Origin of the sequence: Paenibacillus sp. RRE4, assembly GCF_031844205.1 — a bacterium.
GTDB classification, from domain to species: domain Bacteria; phylum Bacillota; class Bacilli; order Paenibacillales; family Paenibacillaceae; genus Paenibacillus; species Paenibacillus xylanexedens_B.
In genome coordinates, this window is sequence record NZ_JAUZUT010000004.1 from 145,254 (window position 1) to 167,736 (window position 22,483).

At 46.7% G+C, this 22,483-nt stretch carries 16 protein-coding genes and 2 riboswitches; of the genes, 15 read left to right on the forward strand and 1 reads right to left on the reverse strand.

Features of this window, described 5'->3' with window-relative positions:
• The first annotated feature begins 360 nt into the window (after window positions 1-360).
• From Q9R46_RS20740 to sdaAA, 13 genes are all read left to right on the forward strand, one after another.
• Complete coding sequence (locus tag Q9R46_RS20740) at window positions 361-2,634, forward strand: bifunctional 2',3'-cyclic-nucleotide 2'-phosphodiesterase/3'-nucleotidase (protein WP_397386394.1); 2,274 nt, start codon at window positions 361-363, stop codon at window positions 2,632-2,634.
• Window positions 2,635-2,852: 218 nt separating this feature from the next.
• Window positions 2,853-3,917, forward strand: coding sequence for an EAL domain-containing protein (locus tag Q9R46_RS20745; RefSeq protein WP_311281600.1), 1,065 nt, complete (start codon window positions 2,853-2,855; stop codon window positions 3,915-3,917).
• A 199-nt stretch (window positions 3,918-4,116) separates the two neighbouring features.
• Entirely contained in the window at window positions 4,117-6,156 is a 2,040-nt protein-coding gene (locus Q9R46_RS20750) for a methyl-accepting chemotaxis protein (protein ID WP_311281601.1), read from the forward strand.
• A gap of 169 nt (window positions 6,157-6,325) precedes the next feature.
• Window positions 6,326-7,618, forward strand: a complete 1,293-nt coding sequence (locus Q9R46_RS20755) for an arsenic transporter (protein ID WP_311281602.1) — start codon at window positions 6,326-6,328, stop codon at window positions 7,616-7,618.
• Between the two features lie 625 nt (window positions 7,619-8,243).
• Window positions 8,244-9,176: a phosphate ABC transporter substrate-binding protein gene (locus tag Q9R46_RS20760; protein ID WP_311281603.1), complete on the forward strand. Its 933-nt coding sequence runs from the start codon at window positions 8,244-8,246 to the stop codon at window positions 9,174-9,176.
• 145 nt (window positions 9,177-9,321) lie between these two features.
• A complete protein-coding gene (gene pstC / locus Q9R46_RS20765) occupies window positions 9,322-10,230 on the forward strand; it encodes a phosphate ABC transporter permease subunit PstC (protein WP_145334047.1) in 909 nt (302 codons plus the stop codon).
• A 2-nt stretch (window positions 10,231-10,232) separates the two neighbouring features.
• Window positions 10,233-11,120 (forward strand): phosphate ABC transporter permease PstA, encoded by an 888-nt coding sequence (gene pstA / locus Q9R46_RS20770; RefSeq protein ID WP_311281691.1) that lies wholly within the window; start codon window positions 10,233-10,235, stop codon window positions 11,118-11,120.
• Window positions 11,121-11,133: 13 nt separating this feature from the next.
• The gene (gene pstB, locus Q9R46_RS20775; RefSeq protein WP_123065562.1) at window positions 11,134-11,889 is read left to right on the forward strand and encodes a phosphate ABC transporter ATP-binding protein PstB; all 756 of its coding nucleotides are present in this window, start codon (window positions 11,134-11,136) and stop codon (window positions 11,887-11,889) included.
• A 332-nt stretch (window positions 11,890-12,221) separates the two neighbouring features.
• A complete protein-coding gene (locus Q9R46_RS20780; RefSeq protein ID WP_311281604.1) occupies window positions 12,222-12,935 on the forward strand; it encodes a response regulator transcription factor in 714 nt (237 codons plus the stop codon).
• Window positions 12,932-14,437 carry a HAMP domain-containing sensor histidine kinase gene (locus Q9R46_RS20785; RefSeq protein ID WP_311281605.1) on the forward strand — a complete coding sequence of 502 codons (1,506 nt, stop codon included), beginning with the start codon at window positions 12,932-12,934 and terminating at the stop codon, window positions 14,435-14,437. Before Q9R46_RS20780 ends, Q9R46_RS20785 begins: the two co-directional genes overlap by 4 nt.
• 6 nt (window positions 14,438-14,443) lie before the next feature.
• Window positions 14,444-15,538, forward strand: a complete 1,095-nt coding sequence (locus Q9R46_RS20790) for a LolA family protein (protein WP_311281606.1) — start codon at window positions 14,444-14,446, stop codon at window positions 15,536-15,538.
• Between the two features lie 194 nt (window positions 15,539-15,732).
• Window positions 15,733-15,910: riboswitch (glycine riboswitch) on the forward strand.
• A gap of 4 nt (window positions 15,911-15,914) precedes the next feature.
• A riboswitch (glycine riboswitch) is annotated at window positions 15,915-16,053 on the forward strand.
• A gap of 113 nt (window positions 16,054-16,166) precedes the next feature.
• On the forward strand, window positions 16,167-16,856 hold the full coding sequence (gene sdaAB, locus Q9R46_RS20795; RefSeq protein WP_145414396.1) for an L-serine ammonia-lyase, iron-sulfur-dependent subunit beta: 690 nt from the start codon (window positions 16,167-16,169) through the stop codon (window positions 16,854-16,856).
• A complete protein-coding gene (gene sdaAA / locus Q9R46_RS20800) occupies window positions 16,846-17,781 on the forward strand; it encodes an L-serine ammonia-lyase, iron-sulfur-dependent, subunit alpha (protein WP_311281607.1) in 936 nt (311 codons plus the stop codon). Before sdaAB ends, sdaAA begins: the two co-directional genes overlap by 11 nt.
• 249 nt (window positions 17,782-18,030) lie before the next feature.
• On the opposite strand, the gene Q9R46_RS20805 is transcribed toward sdaAA, so the two are convergent.
• Window positions 18,031-19,785, reverse strand: coding sequence for an alpha-glycosidase (locus Q9R46_RS20805; protein WP_311281608.1), 1,755 nt, complete (start codon window positions 19,783-19,785; stop codon window positions 18,031-18,033).
• A 378-nt stretch (window positions 19,786-20,163) separates the two neighbouring features.
• Here Q9R46_RS20805 and Q9R46_RS20810 point away from each other — a divergent pair, with 378 nt between their 5' ends.
• Window positions 20,164-20,847: a response regulator transcription factor gene (locus Q9R46_RS20810; protein ID WP_311281609.1), complete on the forward strand. Its 684-nt coding sequence runs from the start codon at window positions 20,164-20,166 to the stop codon at window positions 20,845-20,847.
• Window positions 20,844-22,430: a HAMP domain-containing sensor histidine kinase gene (locus Q9R46_RS20815; RefSeq protein ID WP_311281610.1), complete on the forward strand. Its 1,587-nt coding sequence runs from the start codon at window positions 20,844-20,846 to the stop codon at window positions 22,428-22,430. The genes Q9R46_RS20810 and Q9R46_RS20815 overlap by 4 nt, the downstream gene beginning before the upstream one ends.
• Window positions 22,431-22,483: the final 53 nt, after the last annotated feature.

Genomic DNA, 22,483 nt, shown 5'->3' on the forward strand with positions numbered 1-22,483 from the left:
GTAAAATATGTACCTGATGTAACAGTGATGTAATATACGTGATTTTGAGTAAACATACCCTAATACCTTCCTTATCTACTGCAAAATATGTCGAAATCACGCATGAAAACGTAAATTTGACTAGTTATGTGCGGATAACGTAAAAATTAATGCTTTTCTTTGGTTTAACATTACGTTATGATTTGATATGTAAATACGCGCACAGATATGAATAGATGTTCATGTGAGATAAACTAACCTGAAGACACCGATGAATGTTCATTGGATCATCAGTACGCACAACCCATGAAATCTATTATTTTCTGTGCCTGTGTTTGCGGTATGGCATGATTTAATGTACATAAACCGGGAGGGGTTATTTTGAAGAAAAGCAAGAAGTTGTTATCAAGCCTGACTGCCGCTTTCGTTGCATTTAACGTGCTTGCGGTATTTCCAGTACCTGTATCGGCTGCCGATGCGGCCAAAGTTAAATTGCGGATCATGGAAACAACAGACATTCATGACAACCTGATCAACTACGACTATTATTCAGACAAAGCGACGGATCAATATGGACTGGCCAAGACGGCTACACTGATCAAAAAAGCCCGTGCGGAAGCGAAGAACAGCCTGTTGTTCGACAACGGTGACTTGATCCAGGGTAACCCGATGGGAGACTATGTTGCGAAGATTGATCCCTTGAAAAAGGGTGAAACTCACCCTGTATATAAAGCGATGAATCTGCTCGATTATGACGCAGGCAACATCGGTAACCATGAATTCAACTATGGTCTGGATTTCCTCGACATGACATTGGAGGGAGCGAACTTCCCTTACGTTAACGCGAATGTTTATGTAGACGACGGGGATCAAGATGAAACAAATGACAAAAACTATTTCACGCCTTATAAAATTTTGGACAAAAAAGTAACGGATGAAAATGGCAAGGAGCATACCATTAAAGTGGGTGTGATTGGCTTTGTGCCGCCGCAAATCATGCAATGGGACAGTGCCAACCTTCAAGGTAAGGTCATTGCCAAGGATATCATCGCTACTGCGAAAAAATTCATTCCAAAGATGAAGGCCGAAGGTGCGGACATTATCGTAGCAATCCCTCACTCGGGATTTGAAGATATTCCGCAAACCGACCTGATGGAGAACTCCGTGCTCTACCTGAGCCAGGTGGAAGGCATTAATGCCATTCTGTTTGGACATGCCCACAAAGTATTCCCTAGTGCAGATTTCCAAGGCAAAAAGGGAGTAGATCTGGAGAAAGGCACAATTAATGGAGTTCCTGCTGTAGAGCCAGGCTTCTGGGGTGACCACCTCGGAATCATTGATCTGGACCTGGAGCAAGTGGACGGCAAATGGAAAGTGGTTGATTCCAAAACAGAAGCACGTCCAATCTACGATACAGCAAACAAAAAACCGCTTGTAGATGCGGATCAGGCAATTGTTGATGCTGTCCATGACGAGCACGAGGGCACACTGGAATATGTACGTGGTCCGGTTGGCGAAACGACAGCACCGATCAACAGCTTCTTCGCTCTGGTGCAGGATGACCCATCCATTCAGATCGTAACGAATGCACAGAAATGGTACGTAGAAAAGAAACTGCAAGGCACTGACTATGAGAATGTCCCAGTCCTGTCTGCGGGTGCACCTTTCAAAGCAGGTGGACGTTCCGGTGCGTCTTACTACACCAACATTCCTAAAGGTACAATTGCGATCAAAAACGTGGCAGACCTTTATGTATATCCAAACACGGTTCACGCTGTCATGGTGAACGGTGCTGAGTTGAAAGAGTGGTTAGAATGGTCAGCAGGCCAATTTAACCAGATCGATCCGGCTAAAGGCGGTCAGCAACAATTAATTAATATGGATTTCCCAACGTATAACTTTGATGTTATCGATGGTGTAACCTACCAGATTGATGTCACACAACCGGCTAAGTACGATAGCAAAGCGACAGTGGTTAATGCATCGGCCAGCCGGATCAAAAACTTGAGCTTCGAAGGCAAGCCAGTAGATCCAGCACAAAAGTTCATCGTAGCAACGAATAACTATCGTGCATCTTCATCCAAATTGGCTAACCCGGATGGTAAACGTATCGTTCTGGCTGCACCGGATGAGAACCGTCAAGTGATTATCGACTATATCCGTGAGAACAAAACGATTAACCCGACAGCGGATGGCAACTGGTCACTGGCACCAATTAAACCTTCTGCTGGTGTAACAGCGGCAGCGCTGAATGACCTTGAGGTGGTATTTGCTTCTTCCCCGGATGCGAAAGATCTGGTGGAAGCGAATCCGGCCATGTCCTTTATTGGTACCAATAAAGACGGGTTCGCAGAGTACGGATTGAAACTGACAGGTGAGGCGGCAACAACTCCAAAACCTGAACCAAGTCCGGCTCCGACACCGAAACCTGAACCAACTCCAGCGCCGACACCAAAACCTACGCCAGCACCAAAACCACAGCCGGAGAAACCAGCGACGAACCACAAAGTCGTATATGTGGTGCAAAAAGGGGACAACCTGTATCGCATCGGTTTAAAATATGGTGTGGACTGGCGTGTACTTGCCAATACAAACAAAATCACAAATGTGTATAACCTGAAAGTTGGACAAAAAATTGTCATTCCTGCTTCATAGAGTCTAATAAAGGGTATAGACGAGAGACTGGCAGTCATCAGACTGCTGGTCTTTTTTGTGGCAAGAAAGAATATAAATGTTTCTATATGCGTCATATAGGAAGTCATTAAAACATTAGAGATTAATTGCTGGACCCATGATATACTATTTACAAACTTTGGGTATAAAACTTGGTAACATTAATGATGTAGCTTGATAAAATGGCAAGGGGGTTCTATATGAATTGCAGTGGCTGCAGTCCAATCTATCCGATAGAGGGCCAAGGTACAGTGTACCTGCGTCCCGTCTCCCCTGCTTTGCTGGAAGCGCTGCAAACCAAGGGAAGGCATGTTGATTATTCAGAAAAGATGCTTTGGTTCCATTTTTCAGATGTACAGGAGTTGCAAGATCGGATGGAAGAGATTATAGAGATGGAGAAGTTATTAGCGATTTCCTTGGCCGTTCAGTTAAAATTCGCTACCGATCCGCTCACGGATGATCTTGAGAATGAGTGGATTAGTCTATCCATGCAGCACGCCAGAATCAAATATGCTGATATCGTTTCTACTATTTTAGAGCGCCAGTTTACCAGTTATATGCAACCGATTGTAGATGCCTCAGAGTGCATTATCGGATATGAGTTTTTGCTTCGTCCGGCCGAGCATGGAAGAGCATTTAGTTCCTATGAATTGTTTGAAGTTGCTCGCGAAACGGGACTGCACTCGTTTCTGGATCGCACTGCCCGTATTAAGGCCATTGAGACAAGTGCCAAATATCTGCCTCGCGGTGTGAAACGTTTTGTTAATTTCCTGCCTTCCTCTATTTATAACCCTGAATATTGCCTGACACATACATTTGAGGCGATAGAACGTCTCTCGCTCGATCCGAAAGATTTCGTTTTTGAAGTCGTGGAAACGGAACAGATCCAGCAACTGTCTACGTTGCAGCATATTTTTGAGGTCTATCGCTCTCGCGGTATGTCCGTAGCATTGGATGATGTAGGTGCGGGATTTTCGACGATCGAACTAATGAACCGCTTGGAGCCTGATTTTGTGAAAATTGATCGCAGCCTGATCGACTATTGTGATCAGGATGAAGTGAAACAGCAGAAGATCAGGAACATTGTTCACTTATCCAATCGATTTGGAGGCAAAGTGCTTGCCGAGGGGGTCGAACGAATGGAGGAGTTTGAATTCTGCCGTTCGGTTGGGATTGAACTTGCACAAGGATATTATTTTGGTAAACCCGCAGCACAGCCTCCTGACGGTCCATACTCAGGTCCATCGTACAGAGCAGCGAGATAACTGCCATTCACCCGTATACTAAAAACGGATATTCAACATAACATTACAGCACAAGTCACTGTCCCCTTGAAGTGGCTTGTTTGTCGTGAACTCTATTTTCATTCAAAAAATCCTCTTCATTAGCCGATATATAGTATAGACCAATAGAAGTTCATACATATCTGGGAGCATGGTGACATAATACAAGGGGGAGAAACGATTGAAAGAGACTAAGAACAAAAAGAAAAGTAAAAAGAAAGCTTTTGTCTGGAATATCCGAAATAAAATGCTCGTTTCGTTTTTGGTTGTTCTCTTGGTGCCAAGTTTGGCAATTGGCTTAGTATCTTTGTATATCGCGGAAGATACGGTACAAGGGCAGCTGAATGAGAGTGCTCTGCAGAGTGTAAGTACAGCCAATAAGATGATAGAAAGTCAGGTCAACAGCAAAATTTTTGACATCAATTTCTTCTCGGATTCACTCGATTCGTCCTTGATCAAAGGAGAAAATGATAGCACAGAGCTCCAAGCCAAGCTTGCTCAGTATCTGGGACTACATCCAGATGCTTTGAATATTTTTGTAGGAACGACAGAAGGAGTCATGGTTCGCGGAAAACCAACAGCTAGCAGTCTTCGAGGGGAAGCTTTTGATCCAAGAGAGCGTGAGTGGTATAAGCTGGCGATGGCTAATCCGGGTGCAGTAGCCGTTTCACCTGTTACCAAAAACACAGATGGCGTAGCGGTTGTTTTTATTTCCAAAACGCTTAAGGATCAATCGGCTGTAATTGGCTTGTCACTTGATTTGACGGATCTAAGGGATCAGGCTTCGATTAAGGTGGGCAAAGAAGGATATGTTATTATCCTGGATAAAGATAAAAATGTTGTTGTTTCTCCTGTGCAAGAAGTAGGTACACAAGAAAAAAGCGGTGTGTTGGATCAGATGTATGATGGCAAGGAAGGTCAATTTGACTATGATTACGAAGGCCGCGCCAAAACAATGATCTTCTCTACCAATGAAGCAACCGGTTGGAAAATTGCAGGTACGATGTTCAAGAGTGAAGTCACCGACGCAAGTAAGGAAATTCGATTAGCTACGCTTATTGTTCTACTGGCTTCTGTGTTCCTGGCTGTTATCTTTATTATCTGGTTTACGCGTTCCATGATTCGTCCGATCAAACGTCTGCAAGAATCGGCCCGAGCAGTCAGCAAAGGTGATCTGACCGTGAAGATGGATAGCAAACGTAAAGATGAGGTGGGTGAACTAGCGAAGTACTTTGAACGTATGGTGGATAATTTACGGATGATGATTCTGGGTGTGCAGGAAACGGCAGAGCAAGTATCCGCTTCTTCACAAGAGTTGTCTGCGAGTGCAGACCAAACAACCAAAGCCATCGAACATTCAACGATGGCGATCCAAGAACTGGCCGAGGGTGCAGAGCAACAAGTGAATAGTGTGAAAGATGGTTCTGGACAGATGAGCCGTATGGCAGAAGATGTTCGTCAGATGTCAGAGCGTGTACAATCCATCACTACAGCGATGCGAAATACTTCCGGGGCAGCATCTTCAGGGAATGAAGCAGCGGGAGAGGCTGTTGAACAGATGAATATCATCCAAGAAACGGTAGAACAGTTAGGAGATGTTGTGCAGTCCCTTAACGCCCGTTCAGTTGAGATCGGTAGTATGGTTGATGTCATTGCGTCTATCTCGAAACAGACCAACCTCCTTGCACTGAATGCATCTATTGAAGCAGCTAGAGCAGGGGATGCAGGACGTGGGTTTGCAGTCGTAGCTGGAGAGGTACGTAAGCTGGCTGAAGAATCGGGTAGTTCCGCGGCTCAGATTGGTGAACTTGTGCATAATATTCGTCAGGACATGGACTCTGCCCTGACAGCGATGAATGCCGCCCAAAGCCGCGTCGGTGAGGGGATACAGGCTGTGAATACGTCCGGAAAATCCTTCGCCCAAATCCGTGAAGCGGTGGAGGATGCTGTTCATACGCTGGATGAACTAACCGAAACGACGAAACAATTGGAGAAGGGTGCCTCCCATGTGGCTCAAACGATGACGGACATTTCGAACGTCACTCAGGAATCTGCGGCGAGCACCGAATCTGTATCAGCTTCATCGCAAGAACAACTGGCTTCTGTTGAGGAAATCGCGTCGTCCTCTGCACATTTGAATAGTATGGCTGAACAGTTACAAGGTTTGCTGGGTATGTTCAAAATGATGGATGATCCCGCAAAAGATAACAGCAAATCCTGAGCGCAAAGGTTCAACCGACCATTATCAAAATAATAGAAAAAAATAAATATAGACATTCCTCTTGCAGCCCTGTATAAATATATCGTCTGGTTCTTACGGGCAATTGTGCGATGTATTTTAAATATGTAATGATCAATAAGCATATTGAGTCAGGACAGCAGGAGGAACTATGGTATATGTAGCAATATTAATATTTGTTTTGACCATTACGATGGTGATCTGGCAGCCTCGTGGCATCGGGATTGGCTGGAGCGCTTCAGGAGGAGCTATCCTTGCCCTGGCAGCAGGAGTAGTTAGTTTCAATGATGCTTCGGATGTGGCCTCAATTGTATGGAATGCTACGCTGGCCTTTGTTGGCATTATTATGATTTCATTGATTTTGGACGAGACCGGATTCTTCGAGTGGGCTGCCCTCCATATGGCCCGGCTGGCCGGAGGTAACGGACGAAAATTATTCCTCTATTCTATTTTTCTGGGGGCCGCAGTGTCTGCCTTGTTTGCCAATGATGGTGCAGCGCTGATTCTGACGCCGATTGTGCTGGCAATGGTTCGTGCTTTGAAGTTTGATGAGCGCATGGTGCTGGCATTTGTCATGGCAAGTGGTTTCATCGCGGATACGACCTCATTGCCACTCGTGGTCAGCAATTTGGTGAATATTGTTTCTGCCGATTTCTTTGGCATTACATTTGTAGAGTATGCGGTACGCATGTTGGTGCCTAATCTGTTCTCTATTGCTGCGAGTACGGCGATGCTGTTTTTGTTTTATCGTAAAAGCATCCCGCAGACGTATGATGTCACGGCCGCTCGTGACCCCAAGGAAGCCATCCGTGATCCACGGGTATTCAAGATTGCATGGTTTATGCTGGGGCTGTTGCTTGTAGCGTACGCTTCCAGTGAATTCCTCCCTATTCCCGTCTCGGTTATTGTAGGTGCGGTGGCTCTACTTTTCGGTATACTTGCACGCAAGAGTGACGCAGTGGATTTGAAAAGGGTGGTTAAGGAAGCCCCTTGGTCTATTGTTGTCTTCTCGGTAGGGATGTACATTGTTGTTTATGGTTTGCGTAATGCCGGTTTAACGGATCATCTGAGTAGCTGGCTTGATGCTATAGCTGATTATGGTCTGTTCGCAGCATCCCTAGGTATGGGCCTGATCGCTGCGGTATTATCATCCGTGATGAACAATTTACCGACGGTACTAATCAATTTGCTCGCCATTCAGGGTGCACACACGGAGGGTATCGTAAAGGAAGCCATGATCTATGCCAATGTCATTGGCTCTGATCTGGGTCCAAAGATGACGCCAATCGGGTCGCTCGCAACCTTGTTATGGCTACATGTATTGTCTCGCAAGGGCGTTAAGATTACATGGGGATATTATTTCAAGGCAGGCATTATCCTAACCATTCCAACATTGTTGATTACATTGGTTGGATTAGCTCTATGGTTGTGGATTCTGGGATAATTATGAATTTTAAAAAAGTTATGATTCAAAAAAGGCTGTTCTCATCAGATGTGTTAAACACATCCGTTGAGATGGTCTTTTTTGTTTTTTGTCTCTAGAATGCAGTTTCCGTGGTTCTCTTATATAGAAGAAACCAACGAAGTGATCAAGTGAAGGAGACGGAATTGCTTCTATAGAAGCGAAGCGCCCTCCTTTGTCAGAGACATCAGCAATTGAAAGAACAATCCTTAACCTGAACGGCTTGCACGCAAGTGGTTCTTTCCTTGCCCCGACCCTTGGCTAGAGATATCAAATGTTTTAGAAACAGAAGAGCGCTGACTCAGCGGAGGGAACGGAACGATTGTGGAAAAGCGGAGCGTTCGCCTTTATCCCCGGATATATTCCTCTTAAATATACAATCAAATATATCCGGGGGTAACAGCGATTGAAACAACGTCCGTTCCCGAAGCGGCTCCCAGCGCACAAAAATATGTTTCGTATTTTATCCCTAGCCCACATTTTTAACATTGCGTTTACAAAACATTGATTTTCAGATGACATACCGAAACTACAATGATAAAAGAGTTGATGGTGATCACACAAATTCACAAAACGCCATCACTACATTGGGGGAGGAAAACAAAAAATGTTTAAAAAGTTGCCGTTTATTTTGATGACCTTAACGTTCGTACTGGTGCTTGCAGCATGCGGATCGAAAAACGACGCTGGTACTACAGATGGTGCCGCAAGTAATGGATCAGGAGAAAATACTGCTACTGAACTCAGCGGTAATATTCTAGCTGTTGGATCAACAGCACTGCAGCCTCTGGTAGAGCAAGCTGGACAAAAATTTATGGCAGTTGATCAATATAAGAACGTAATGGTACAAGTGCAAGGTGGCGGTAGTGGTACGGGCCTGACACAAGTTTCCGAAGGACAAGCAACTATCGGTAACTCTGACGTATTTGCTGAAGAGAAGTTGAAAGACGAAGCAAAAGCAAAAGAACTCGTTGACCACCAAGTAGCAGTTGTAGCGATTGCACCAGTGAGCAACAAAGATGCAGGTGTTACGGATTTGACGAAAGAACAACTGGTAGATATTTTCTCCGGTAAAATCACGAACTGGAAAGATGTTGGCGGTAAAGATCAAGCCATCGTTATCGTTAACCGTCCAGGTAGCTCCGGTACGCGCGCAACTTTCGAGAACTTTGCGCTGGGAACGAAAGTAGAAGATATCCAAGGTTCGATCCAGGAAGATTCCTCCGGTACAGTTAAGAAACTGGTATCCGAGACTCCAGGAGCAATTGGTTACCTGGCTCTTTCTTACCTGGATGATAGCTTGCAAGTTCTGAAATACGGCGGTGTTGAAGCTACAGTTGAGAACGTAGAAGCAGGAACGTATCCAGTGTGGGCTTACCAACACATGTATACAAAAGGTGAGCCGGATGCAGCAACTAAAGCATTCCTCGACTACATGCTGAGCGATGAAGTTCAACAAAATGACGTTAAGGAACTGGGCTACATTCCGGTATCCGGCATGAAAGTAAAACGCGATGCAGCAGGTAATGTGACTCAGTAACATTCTTTGAACTTGCGCATACAGCGAAAGAGGCGGACCCAGGTCCTGCCTCTTTGCGCGGTTTGCTCAGGAATTATCCCATATTTTGCACTAATTCTACTATAGAAGGATGGTTGTTATGGAACAGACCGAAGGGGGAACGGTAATGAACAATAAACTGAAACCACGCCGGCCCTTGAGAGAGAAACATTACTGGGAAGAGTGGACGGGACGGATCTACACGTCGATATGTGTCGTTTTCCTGATCGTTGTTATGTTTTCCATCGTATATTTTGTCGCATCCAAAGGATTATCTACCTTTTTCCAAGATGGCGTGAGCGTACGTGAGTTCATTTTCGGGAAAACGTGGAATCCAACAGGTGAGCCTGGCGTTTATGGTGCATTGCCGTTCATCACGGGTTCCTTTACAACCACCTTGCTTGCTGCATTGATTGCGAGTCCGCTGAGTCTGTGTGCGGCTCTCTTTATGACCGAGATTGTACCGGGTAAAGGTAAAAAGATTTTGCAACCCGCAATTGAATTGCTTTCCGGTATTCCATCTGTCGTGTATGGATTTATCGGTCTGAGCGTAATTGTTCCTATGTTGCGTAGTATTTTTGGAGGAGCAGGAATCGGGATTGCAGCCGGATGTCTTGTTTTGTCCGTCATGATATTGCCTACTGTAACGAGTATTATGGCAGATGCGTTGTCAGCTTTGCCTAAGGGGTTGCGTGAATCTTCTTACGCACTTGGCGCGACACGTTGGCAAACGATTTATCGTGTAATCATTCCAACGGTACTGCCTGCATTGCTGACAGGTATTGTCCTCGGTATGGCTCGTGCATTCGGTGAAGCACTCGCTGTGCAGATGGTTATCGGTAATGCGCCTCATGTACCGACATCCCTGCTCGAGTCCGCTTCAACATTAACGAGTGTAATCACCCTGAGTATGGGTAACACCACGATGGGTTCTGTTCATAACAATGCATTGTGGAGCATGGCGCTTGTCCTGCTGGTAATGACCTTTGTCTTTGTCATTCTGGTTCGTCTGCTTGAAAGGAGGAACCGGGTATGAGAATGAAGCCAAAAACAGCGGATAAAATTGCAACAGTAGTCATTGTGATTCTGGCTCTATTCATTGTTGTACTTTTGCTCGGTCTACTCGGATTTATTCTGTTCCGGGGTGTCGGTCAGATTAACTGGCACTTCCTGACGAGTGCGCCGCAATTGCTCAAAGGTGGCGGCGGCATTGGACCGCAGCTCTTTAACTCGATCTTCTTGCTTGTCTTAACGTTGATCATCACCATTCCGCTCGGCTGGGGCGGAGGCATTTATATGGCGGAATATGCCAAACCGGGGCGAGTTACAAGTTTCATTCGACTGGTTGTCGAAGTATTGTCATCTTTCCCATCGATCGTTATCGGTTTGTTCGGACTTTTGCTGATCGTAAATACGTTTGGACTGGGCTTCTCACTCTTATCGGGTGCGATGGCACTGGCGATTTTCAACTTGCCGCTTATGGTACGGACGACAGAACAGGCTTTCCGGGCCGTTCCCAAAGAGCAGAAGGAAGCGGGACTTGCTCTTGGTTTGTCCAAATGGAAGATCATTACGTCCATTCTGTTGCCTGTGGCACTGCCAAGCTTGATTACGGGCACCATTCTGGCATCCGGTCGGATCTTCGGTGAAGCCGCGGCCCTGATGTTCACTGCGGGTATGAGTAGTCCACCGCTGGACTTCACGGACTGGAATCCAACAAGTCCAAGATCACCGATCAATCCGCTTCGTCCTGCGGAAACACTGGCCGTGCACATCTGGAAAGTCAACAGTGAAGGCATCGGGCCAGATTCCAAAGAAATTGCAGCAGGAGCTTCTGCCGTGCTGGTCATTCTGGTACTGGCATTCAATCTGAGCGCGCGCTGGATCGGCCGGGTTGTGTACCGCCGTATGACAGCTTCGAAATAAGGAGGAAATCCACATGGCCATACCATTTGGTACGGAACAGTTAAGCATATATTATGGGCACTTTCAGGCCGTGAAGCAGATCAGCCTGACTTTCCCCGAAGCGAGTGTAACGGCCCTGATTGGGCCGTCCGGTTGCGGCAAATCCACATTCCTCCGTTCTCTGAACCGGATGAATGATGAGATTGCCGGGTCCCGTACGGAAGGACACATCTGGATGGACGGCAATGACCTTAATGAACCGGGGACGGATGTCATCAAGCTTCGTCAGAAAATCGGCATGGTGTGGCAGAAGCCAAACCCTTTTCACAAGTCTATTTATAACAATATCGCATTTGGCCCCCGCTACCGCGGTACGAAAAGTAAGAAGGCACTGGATGAAATTGTGGAAAAGAGCTTGCGCCGTGCTGCCCTCTGGGACGAAGTGAAAGACAGGCTACATGATTCAGCCTTGGCACTTTCAGGTGGACAGCAACAGCGTCTCTGTATTGCTCGCGCGTTGTCTGTAGACCCACAGATCCTATTACTTGACGAGCCTGCATCTGCGCTTGACCCTGTATCTACGGGTAAAGTGGAGGAGTTGATCTCCGAGCTGAAGCAGGAGCTACGCATCGTTATCGTTACCCATAACATGCAACAGGCTGCACGCATCTCGGATTATACAGCTTATTTTTATTTGGGCAGTCTGGTTGAGCACGGTGAGACGGAGCACATTTTTACTAACCCGGACAATCGCTTGACGCAGGAATATATTATGGGGCGTTTTGGTTAATGAAAACAGAAGACAAGACTCCTGGATTAGTATATCCGGGAGTCTTTTTTTGCTCTCAGAGTATCTGGGGCTATTTGCCAGATGGGAAGCCCCATGCTAGGATAAATAGAGATCGAGAAATCCAGATCGAGAAATCATTACATGAGTTAAGCGTAACTTTTTTGAAGTTTTATTATGAGACGGAGCGTCCTGAAGTTCAGGGGGCTCTTTTTGTTGTAAATCAGGTTTAGAGATTGGCATATATGCGATCTGTAAATCTAAAGAAACTATAAACTTTGAAGTATCACATGTATTTTTCGCTACACTTTAGTCCATGGGAGGATGAAAGCGCAATGGCAGACAAGGATAACATACTGTTAGTAGAGGACGATCCAGAAATTGCCCGGATCTTAATAGACCATCTACGTCGTGAAGGGTATGCAGTGACTTGGGCATCAAGTGGACTGGAGAGCTGGGAAGATTTCAAGAACGGATTATATCACCTTGTCCTGCTTGACCTAATGTTGCCGGAGATGGACGGATTTACAGTATGCAAACATGTCAGGCTGATCAGCGATGTTCCGGTATTGATCATGAGTGCCCGGACCCAGGAAGAAAGCAAACTAGAAGGACTCGGCTTGGGCGCAGATGATTATATCACCAAACCTTTTAGTTTGGCGGAGCTTACGGCTCGAATCAAAGCCCACCTGAACAGATATCGTAGATATCAAGGTGGTCAGTCCAATGCATCGGTTCAGCAATACAACGATGGGTTAACGATTCACCCATTGAATCAGCAGGTGAAACTGCATGGTACAGAGGTGCAGTGCACAGCTAAAGAAGGAGCATTGCTAATGCTGCTGACTTCGCACCCCCACCGAGCCTTTACGAAAACAGAGATTTACGAACATGTGTGGGGTCAATCGGCAGAAGGAAGCTCCGCCGCTACAGTTACTGTGCACGTGAAAAGTTTGCGGGCCAAGCTGGGAGATGCGCCGCACCAGCCGCGCTGGATTCAAACCGTATGGGGCAGTGGATACCGCTTTATTGGAGAACGGGTTGAATGAAGCTGAAATATTGGCTGATGATTGCGTTCCTGATCGTGATGTTTTTGCCTGTAGCGGTAGGGTGGGCTTTATTTTCCTTATATAACTATTATGAAAATCACCGTGCAGTAGCGGAGTATGTGGAATTGACAGGACGCCTTGCACCCATAGAGAAGGTCTTAAATGATCCAACGCTGTATCAGTTGAATTCTCTTAAGCGTGATCAAACCCTCCCTGCGCTTGCCAGCGAACAGCTAAGTTTCAATCTTTATCTACCTTCTGGGATTCGAGTCTACACTTCTGGCGGGGATACTTGGTCAACAGGTGGATATACGGTGAGAAGTTCTGAATTATATCGAAATCTGTATCATCTTCAGATTCGACACCGCACATTTTCATTGAAAAAACCAGTTTGGGATCAAGGGGAGCTGGTAGGGATTTATGAAATAACGATGTTGCGTGAGGATCGGCTTGAAGGAATATCGCTTCGAACGACATGGGTTATCGGTGGATCAGTGGCATTTTTTGTCCTCTTGTATGGAACGGTGTTGTGGTTGTTATTCCGCAAGCTTTTCTTCCCTATGAAAGTTTTGATAAACAGGATGCATGGATTTGCCCGCGGAGAAAAACCGGATGAGATACGGGTCAATGGTCGCAGTGATGAGATGGGTATGTTGTTACAGCAGTTTGATGCGATGCAACAAACCATTAGCCAGACCCAGGAGGAAGTGGAGAGGCAGCAAAAAGAAAAAGAGATGATTGTAGCTTCTCTTTCACACGACCTGAAGACACCTCTCATGGCCATCAGTGCTTATGCGGAAGCACTTAGTATGGAGGAACATTCTAGACAATTAGAGAGACAAGAGTATAGAGATGTTATCGCCAGAAATGTTGAACGTATGAAAAAGATGATTGGTGAGTTGGAGATGTACACAGCATTGGGTTCCAGAGATTCAGAGTTTGCTATGGTTGAGGTAGAAGGAGAAGAGTTTTTTGAGATGCTGCTTGGCAGTTACGGAGGTCTTTCGGAACGTGATGAGTATGACATGAAGATGTCTGTACGGACCAATCATTGCTATCGAATTCATCCTGAATCGCTGATGCGTCTGACTGATAATCTAGTGCATAACGCGCTTCGTTATACTCCTCCCCAAGGTAGAATCGGGCTTGCTGTAATTGACTCCGCAACAGAACTGCCGGGATGGATCGATCCATCACTGAGGGCAGAATTGGATACGTACAGAATCGGAGCAACACTGATTGTTGTACAAAATGAAGGTTCTCCTATTCCGCCAGAACAACTGGAGCGTATTTTTGAGCCGTACGTTCAATATCACCAAGAGCAGACAGGCGGTTATGCAGGAGGCTCTGGATTAGGATTGAGCATATCAAAGAGAATCGCATTAAAGCACGGAGGGGATATACGCATGTGGTCCTCTAAACAATATGGGACTGCAGCTGTTTGCTTATTGCCGGAACGAAGAAACCCGGATGAATCGCAGGATATAATCAAGAAAGGATGATGATTTATGATTAAAAATGGATGGAAATGGATAGGGTCGATCTTGATCGCAGGTTCACTATTGGCAGGCTGTGCAGAAAAGGAGCTACTCGGAATGTCAGGCGATGACATGATTGAAAAAATTATTACTGCCGAGTCTGAGCCGGGGTCATACTATGCCGAAGGTACGGTGAAGATGTGGACAGATAGTGAGGTTACGAACACCATACACGTGAAGGAATGGGTTGACGGAAAAACAGGGAAAAAGCGGATCGAGACAGATGAAAATGGAAACGTGAGTTATGCGGTTCATAACGGTTCAGAGATACTGATCTATGAAGAAGAGGCGAAGACCGCTTTTGCGATGGATTCATCAGCGCTCCAGCAGGAACCCAACCAGACCCAGAAGCAGATGCTGGTGGATCAACTGGAACGTATGCGTGACAACCATAATGTGAAGATGCTGGGTCAGGAAAAGCTTCAAGACCAGGAGGTCATTCATATTGAATTAACGCCGAAGGATGAGGATTCACTGTCCATGTCTTCGGAGTATTGGATAAACCCCAAAGAGTGGATGGTTGTTAAAGCCACCAGTACGCATGGGGATACCAAATCAGAGTTTCTATATGACCGGATCAATTACAATCCTGAGTTCACAGACCAGACGTTTACGCTGGATATTCCTGCAGATGTTGAAGTGAAAAAAATGAATGACGTGATGAATAACCAAGAAATCACACTGGAAGAGGCAGAGAAGTCCGTGGGCCAGCCCTTTCTACAATATGTAGGAAAAGATATGAACTTGTCGAGAATTGAGCTCATTTCGTCTATGGGTGAAAACGGCCGGGATGAAGTAACGTTGTATTATGTGAAGGATAACAAACCAGAAATCAGCATGACCGTATTCAAAGCACTAGAGGAAAACGGTGATGAAAAGCTGCTTCCAGAGGAAAAGAAAGTTAACATTCGTGATACAGAGGGTTCATACATGTCTATGATTCGGAACTTGTCGTGGAGTGAGGACGGTCTTCGTTATTCGGTCATGGGCGAAAATGATTTTTGGACAGAAGAGCAACTACAGATGTGGGTAAATGAGCTGCAAATACCGAAGCCAGCGAAATAATGTTGGCTGGTAGAAAAAGATTGAACAAGCTTTGAACCATATGAATGAAATGAGCATATCGTATATAGAAAATGATGTACCCTGAGATTACGTCACTTTTATTGACATATAGAGTATGGCATATTACGCTGTATATGATTGAATGCATGGCAGAATGGTGAACTTTCATTCATGAAAGAACAGAATATAGCGAATGATAACGAGCGGGAGAGACCTGAGCAGGATGATGATGCAATACAGTACAAGTAAGCATGATAGATGCCATTTTAGATGCGGAACTGTACTGTACAGATGGCTTAGGCACCGAAGGAGCAAGCAGTTATGCACCCGGCATAACCGTTAATCTCTCAGGTAAAAGTACCGTCGTTGGACGCAGCTCTGGAGAGTGCGCGGAAGAAGCGCCACCCAAGGGGTATATGATTGTCAGATTGCTGAACAGGTGAGTGCTTGCGTGTACTCGGCCTTGTTCTTCCCTGGCGCTAGAATCATGAAACTCTCAGGTATCAAGGACAGAGAGAGGGCTAACGGCCTTCTTCTGTCCTTTTTTAATGTCATCAATCAGTAAATCAGGAACATTATGGCGGTCTTGTCCGCATGGCGATGACAAAACCAATTGGAGGGTTACAAGGTGCGATTTAAAGATGTTTTTTCAATTATTGGTCCGTCGATGACGGGACCATCCAGTTCACATACAGCCGGTGCGGCAAGATTGGGGAGAATTGCGCGTCAGTGGCTGGGATGTACGCCGGAACGTGCGAGACTTACATTATATGGCTCATTTGCGGATACCTATCAGGGACATGGAACAGATCTGGCACTAATCGGCGGCTTGCTCGGTTACGTTACAGATGATCCGCGTATACCGGATGCAGAGCAGTATGCAGATGAAGCAGGCATGGAGGTTGAATTTTACACCAGCGGTCTGCCAGCTCCCCATCCGAACACGGTCAAGATTGAATTGTGGCACGGTGAACGGGCATGCTCTTTAATAGGTGCTTCCATCGGTGGCGGCAGTGTATCTGTGCATGCGTTAAACGATTTTCGCGTACAGATCAGTGGAGAGTTTCCGACACTTGTTTTGCGTCATGCCGATAAAGCGGGAGTGCTGGCATCCGTGACCTCAACCATTAGCTCATCCGGAGTGAATATCGGCTATATGCAAGTGGATCGAAAGGCTCGTGATGGTGAGGCACTAACAGCAATGGAGATGGATGCACCGCCGAGTGAAGACACGCTGAGCAAGCTGCGTTCATTGGACCATATGCTGGACATACGTGTGATTGATCTGAAGAGAGGGGTTGATCCGGATGCGGTTTAAACATCTACATGAATTGAACGCCATCTGCACTGCGGAGTCCAAAACCATTGCACAGTTGATGATTGAAGAGCAGGTGCAGGAGACAAATACACCGGAAACAGACGTGGTAAAGCAGATGTCGGATTACTACCAGGTGATGAAAGAAGCCGTTCGTAAAGGACTTACAGAAGATACCACCTCACGTAGCGGACTGACGGGTGGGGATGGGAAAAAGATGGCCGAATATATTCGCCAAGGCGAAACGTGCTCAGGTGATGCTTCTGCCCTTGCCATGGCCTATGCGCTATGTGTATCGGAAGTGAATGCTTCTATGGGACGTATCGTGGCTACCCCAACGGCGGGCTCTTGTGGCATCATTCCGGGCGTGTTTATCAGCTCGCAGGAACGATTTGGCTGGACGGATGAACATCTGGTGAATGGATTGTTCTGCGCTGGTGCTATTGGATACGTGATCGCCAACAATTCATTTATTTCAGGGGCCGAGGGCGGTTGTCAGGCGGAAGTAGGTTCAGCGATTGGCATGGCTGCCGGTGCGATGGTGGAGCTTCGCGGAGGGACGCCGGAGCAGGTGGTGCATGCTGTAGGATTGGCTTTGAAAAATACACTGGGCCTCATCTGCGATCCGGTTGCTGGCCTTGTAGAGATTCCATGCATCGTGCGCAACGGACTCGGTGCCGTTACTGCACTGGCTGCCGCAGATATGGCACTCGCTGGTGTACGCAGTGCCATTCCGTCTGACGAAGTCATCGACGTGATGTTGGAGGTAGGCAGCGCGATGCCAAGCCGTCACCGCGAGACAGCGCAAGGCGGGCTCGCCCAGACACCTACAGGCCGCAAGATGATGGAGAAGCTGGCGAAACCGAAGGCCAAGCGGTTGCCGGATGAGACATCCGAAACATCACAAACAGGCTCAGAGGCAGAGTAGCAATTGGATCATTTACAGGATGGGGCCAAATAGCTAAGGAGCACACAACCAGGTTCCGATTAGCAATTAGCAAGTAGTAATTAGAGCATGTTAGTCGTTATTACTTCATAACAAACAAGCGTCCGCGAACCTGGTTTGCTCAGGTTATGCGAGACGCTTGTTTGTTCATTGTGCCTAAACCAGCCAAGATAGCGATCAGCCAATCTGTATTGGAGAAGGCAGACATTTATTGTTGTTTCAAAAGGGCATCTATTTTACTTCTGTGCGCATCACGGCATATCCGTATGCAGGCAGTTCAATGGCAAGCACACCGTCTTCCAAAGCGGTGCGATGGTTGCCCTCAAACAGCTCCGTCCAAGGTTGCTCCCCTGCGTCCAGTTCAACGATGGCCGTTTCCTCAGAACGGTTGAACAGAATGAGGATGCGTTCCTCGTCACTTTGCCGCTCCATCACAAGCTGGCTGCCGCCTTCCTGGGCTTGCAGGAAACGAATGGTTCCTGCTGCACGCAGTGCAGGATGAGCATGGCGCAGCGCAATCAGCTTTTGATAAAAGTGAAGTAGCTCCCGGTCCTGCTTCGCTTCGTCCCACTCCATGCATTTGCGGCATCCCGGATCATGTTCACCGTCGAGCCCAATTTCGTCACCGTAATAGATACATGGCGCTCCCATGTAACTGAACTGGAACAAGGCAGCCAGCTTCATCTTGCGTTGATCGCCCTCACACAAGGTAAGCAGGCGCGGAGTATCATGACTGTCGAGTAAGTTGAATGCCACCTCGCTCGCTTGAAGTGGATAGCGGGATAACTGCCGGCCAAGGGCACTTGCGAATTGTGCAGCGTGCATCTTATCTTCCACGAAGAAATGATTTACGGCGGCGGTGAACGGATAGTTCATGGCGGCATCGAACTGGTCCCCTTGTAGCCAGGAAGAAGATTCGTTCCATATCTCACCCAAAATGTAGGCATCCGGGTTGGCTGCTTTAACAACCCGCCTGAAATCTCTCCAGAAAGCATTGTCCACTTCATCGGCTACATCAAGACGCCAGCCGTCCGTGCCAACTTCCTTGATCCAATATTCTGCTACTTCGAGCAAGTAGGCCTTCACATCGGGATTCTCTGTATTTAACTTGGGCATGTGAGGTTCAAAGCCAAATGTCTCATAGGTTGGAATACCATCCTTTACGTCCAGCGGGAATTCATGTACGTGAAACCAGTCCTTGTATTTGGATTTGGCGCCATGTTTTTGTACATCAACAAAAGGAGCAAATGTTTTGCCTGAATGATTAAACACGGCATCCAGCAGTACACGAATCCCCCGTTCATGACATAGCTTCACCAGATGCTTCACCGTGTCAGCATCACCGAAATGGCGGTCGACGCGCAGATAGTCCTCGGTATCGTATTTATGATTGGTTGTAGCTTCAAAAATCGGAGTGAAATAAATCGCGTTAATACCCAGTTCACTGAGATAATCGAGGTGATCGATTACCCCCTGCAGGTCACCGCCAAAGAAATTAAAGGGTGTAGGTTCCCCGCCCCAAGGTTCAACCTCTTTGGGATTGATATCCGGGTTTCCATTGGCAAAGCGCTCGGGGAAAATCTGATAAAACACAGCATCTTTCACCCATGCTGGGGGCGTAAACACGGATCCGGCATGAAGATAAGGGAACTGGAACATGCGGCCAGGATCATCCGGCTCCTCCTCTTGGAAATCCGTCTCGGTCATCCAGATCTGTTCATCTCCACTTTTGAGCAGAAAAGCATACTTCAATCGATGATACGGAGGTTTCACTTCCCCCTCGTAGTAGTCAAACATCGAGTCTGACGTCAATTTGGTCAGAGGAACCATATCTCTTGTTTCCTCCCACGCGTATTTATCTCCAGTCAGGGCATACACCTCGGTGAGATCATTTTTTTTGGCACGTAGACGTAGACGAATCGTATCCTGATCATAGGCATAGGCCCAGTTTCGTTTCGGCTGGTGAAAGATGGCTTCAAGCAACATATGTAATTCCTCCTGTCAGATAGAAATGAAGTAAGCAGAAACCAATTCATTTAGATTAGATAAAATATGCTAGTAGAACAGAAGTACAGTAATACATGTGGTATGTAGACATCATTGCTGAATGATATAGCTTCATATTACGTGACTGCAGATTGCGTTATAATGAGGGTATGAAAAGAGAGGGCCGGTTCTAAACGAGTGACATGGAATGTACTGAAGCCCAGTCAACGGACATTGTAGCTTGTGCAACCAGGCTTGTATTTAAACTCGCGGGGAGGCTTGCCCCATTCAAAATTTAAAGCCAAGATCATACAGATAAGCAATGCCGCCCAGATATATCATTAACCCAAAGGGAACGGAAAGGAAACGAGTACATAGATGAAAAACAAACTGTTATACATTGAGGACGATACGGAAATTGCAACATGGGTGAGAGAAGATCTGGAGGAACGCGGATATGAGGTCGTCTGGCTTGGGAGTGGTGAAGGAGCCACCGAGGCTGTGGCAGACTGCTCTCTAGTCATTCTGGATGTTATGTTGCCAGGGCTCGACGGATTCACGGTAGGCCAGCGATTAAAAAAAGAATATCCTGCTGTGCCTATCGTTATGCTCTCGGCCAGAACATCCATTGATGACAAGCTGCATGGGCTTGATTTTGCCGATGATTACGTGACCAAACCGTTTCATCCGGACGAGCTTGCAGCGCGAATCGAGGTTCAACTGCGGAAGGCAGGAGCGGTAGCTTCAAGTGAAGCGGTACTTAAGCTGGATCATCTGTCGATCTATGAGCAGGATAACCGGATCGTGAATGAGCAGACGGGGGAAGAGATTATTTTATCAGGCAAACAGTTTCATATCTTCGCTTATTTGCTTCGGCACATGGGCATGATACGCACCAAAGAACAGATCTATGAGGCGGTTTGGAATGAGTCTTATCTGGATGGGGACAAAACGTTGATGGTGCACATCCGGCATCTGCGCGAGAAGCTGGAGCTTGATCCGGCCAATCCTGTCATTATTCAGACAGTACGCGGTGTTGGCTACCGCGTGAAGAAGCCATGATCAAATGGATTAGAGAACGGAAGGCCGGAAAGTTTGAACAGAACAGAGGCAGAAGCACGGATCAGCCTATCCGCCCCAAAATAAAGTTTGGCCGATCACTGATGTCCAGATACATGCTACTGATCCTGGCAGCTTTTCTGTTTGTACCTGTTGTAGTACCGGTGGTAGCAACGGTATTTATTGTGGTCATCAATAACGTAAGCTCTAGTGAAGAAGCACCTTACGGTGATGCTGATCAAATCACCAAACTGTGGACGAGCGAATCCAAGAAGCTGGATGGGGCGTCTGATCAAATGGTGGATAAACGGATGAAAGAACTGCAGGAGAGATATCCTAAATCAGCTATGTATCGTGTAAATGCAACGGGCAGAACGATGTTAGTGCTTGGTGGTGAAGAGGCGAAGGTGCTGAAATCTAAGTCATTGAATCCTTCAGACGCCTCCGAAGGAGAGCCGGAGTCTTTCAATACAGATGTCATTCTGAAGTGGTCGCTCGCAACTGGAGAAAAAGCAGAAACCCGAATCCCGGCAAGATGGACATCCAATGATACGGTTCAGTTTATGAAGGAAGCCTTCTATCGCGATCCTTTAACCGTGGTTTCTTTTATTGGTGGAGGTAATGTGAATAAGGGACAAGGGTTTATGGTGATTGAAGTCCCACGTGAACTCATTCAAAACATTACTAATAACGGGGTAGTCGAGTTCATCTATTTCGGAGCAGTGATGCTGATTGTGTTTGTCATCTTTATTGTGATGTCCGTTCTATTCTTCGCCAAAATTCGCAAACGACTGATTCACTTGCAATCTGCTATGGTTACCCCGACCAAGGAGGGTATACCTCTTCCAGTGGACATTACGAGATCGGATGAGATTGGACATTTGGAGGAATCCTTTAACCAGATGGTACATCGGTTAACGGATAGCCTTCAGCGTGAGCGGGAAGAGGAGCAACTTCGCAAACGGCTTGTGGCAGGGTTATCACATGACCTGAGAACACCGCTTACGGTAATTCGAGGGCATATGCATGCACTGAATAAAGAAAACCTAAGTGATAAAGGCTTGCGGGCACTGAGCCGGATGGAAGGCAAGATGCAGGATCTTGGTGAACTGATCGACAATTTGCTCACGTATAATCTGCTGACTAGTGGAAGATATACTCTAAAGCTGGAGCAGAAAGATGTACTGCGTATGATAAGAGAAGCTGCTGCCTCATGGTATCCGGTGTGGGAGAAGGAAGAGTTTGAGATCGACATCGACCTGCCTGAAACTCCGTTAATCTGGGATGTAGACGCGCAAGGGATACGACGTGTGCTGGACAATCTGTTCCAAAACGTCGTTCGTCATGCAGGAAGCGGAAAGTATATTCGCATTTTTACGGAGCAGATTCAGGGCCGAACTGCCGTAGTAATTGAGGATCACGGGCCGGGGATTCAGCCGGATTCAGGTACGAAGGGCACAGGACTTGGCTTGTCCATTGTCGATTTGCTGATTCGTGAGATGGGCTTGCGGAAGCGGGTAGATAGCTCGGATATGGGTGTCCGCACCTATCTATATAGCGGCAGAGAGAGTAATCCGGAAATTTGAACGCAGGCAGCAGAGGTTTCTTTTTTAAACTAAACTTAAACTTGGACGTACGC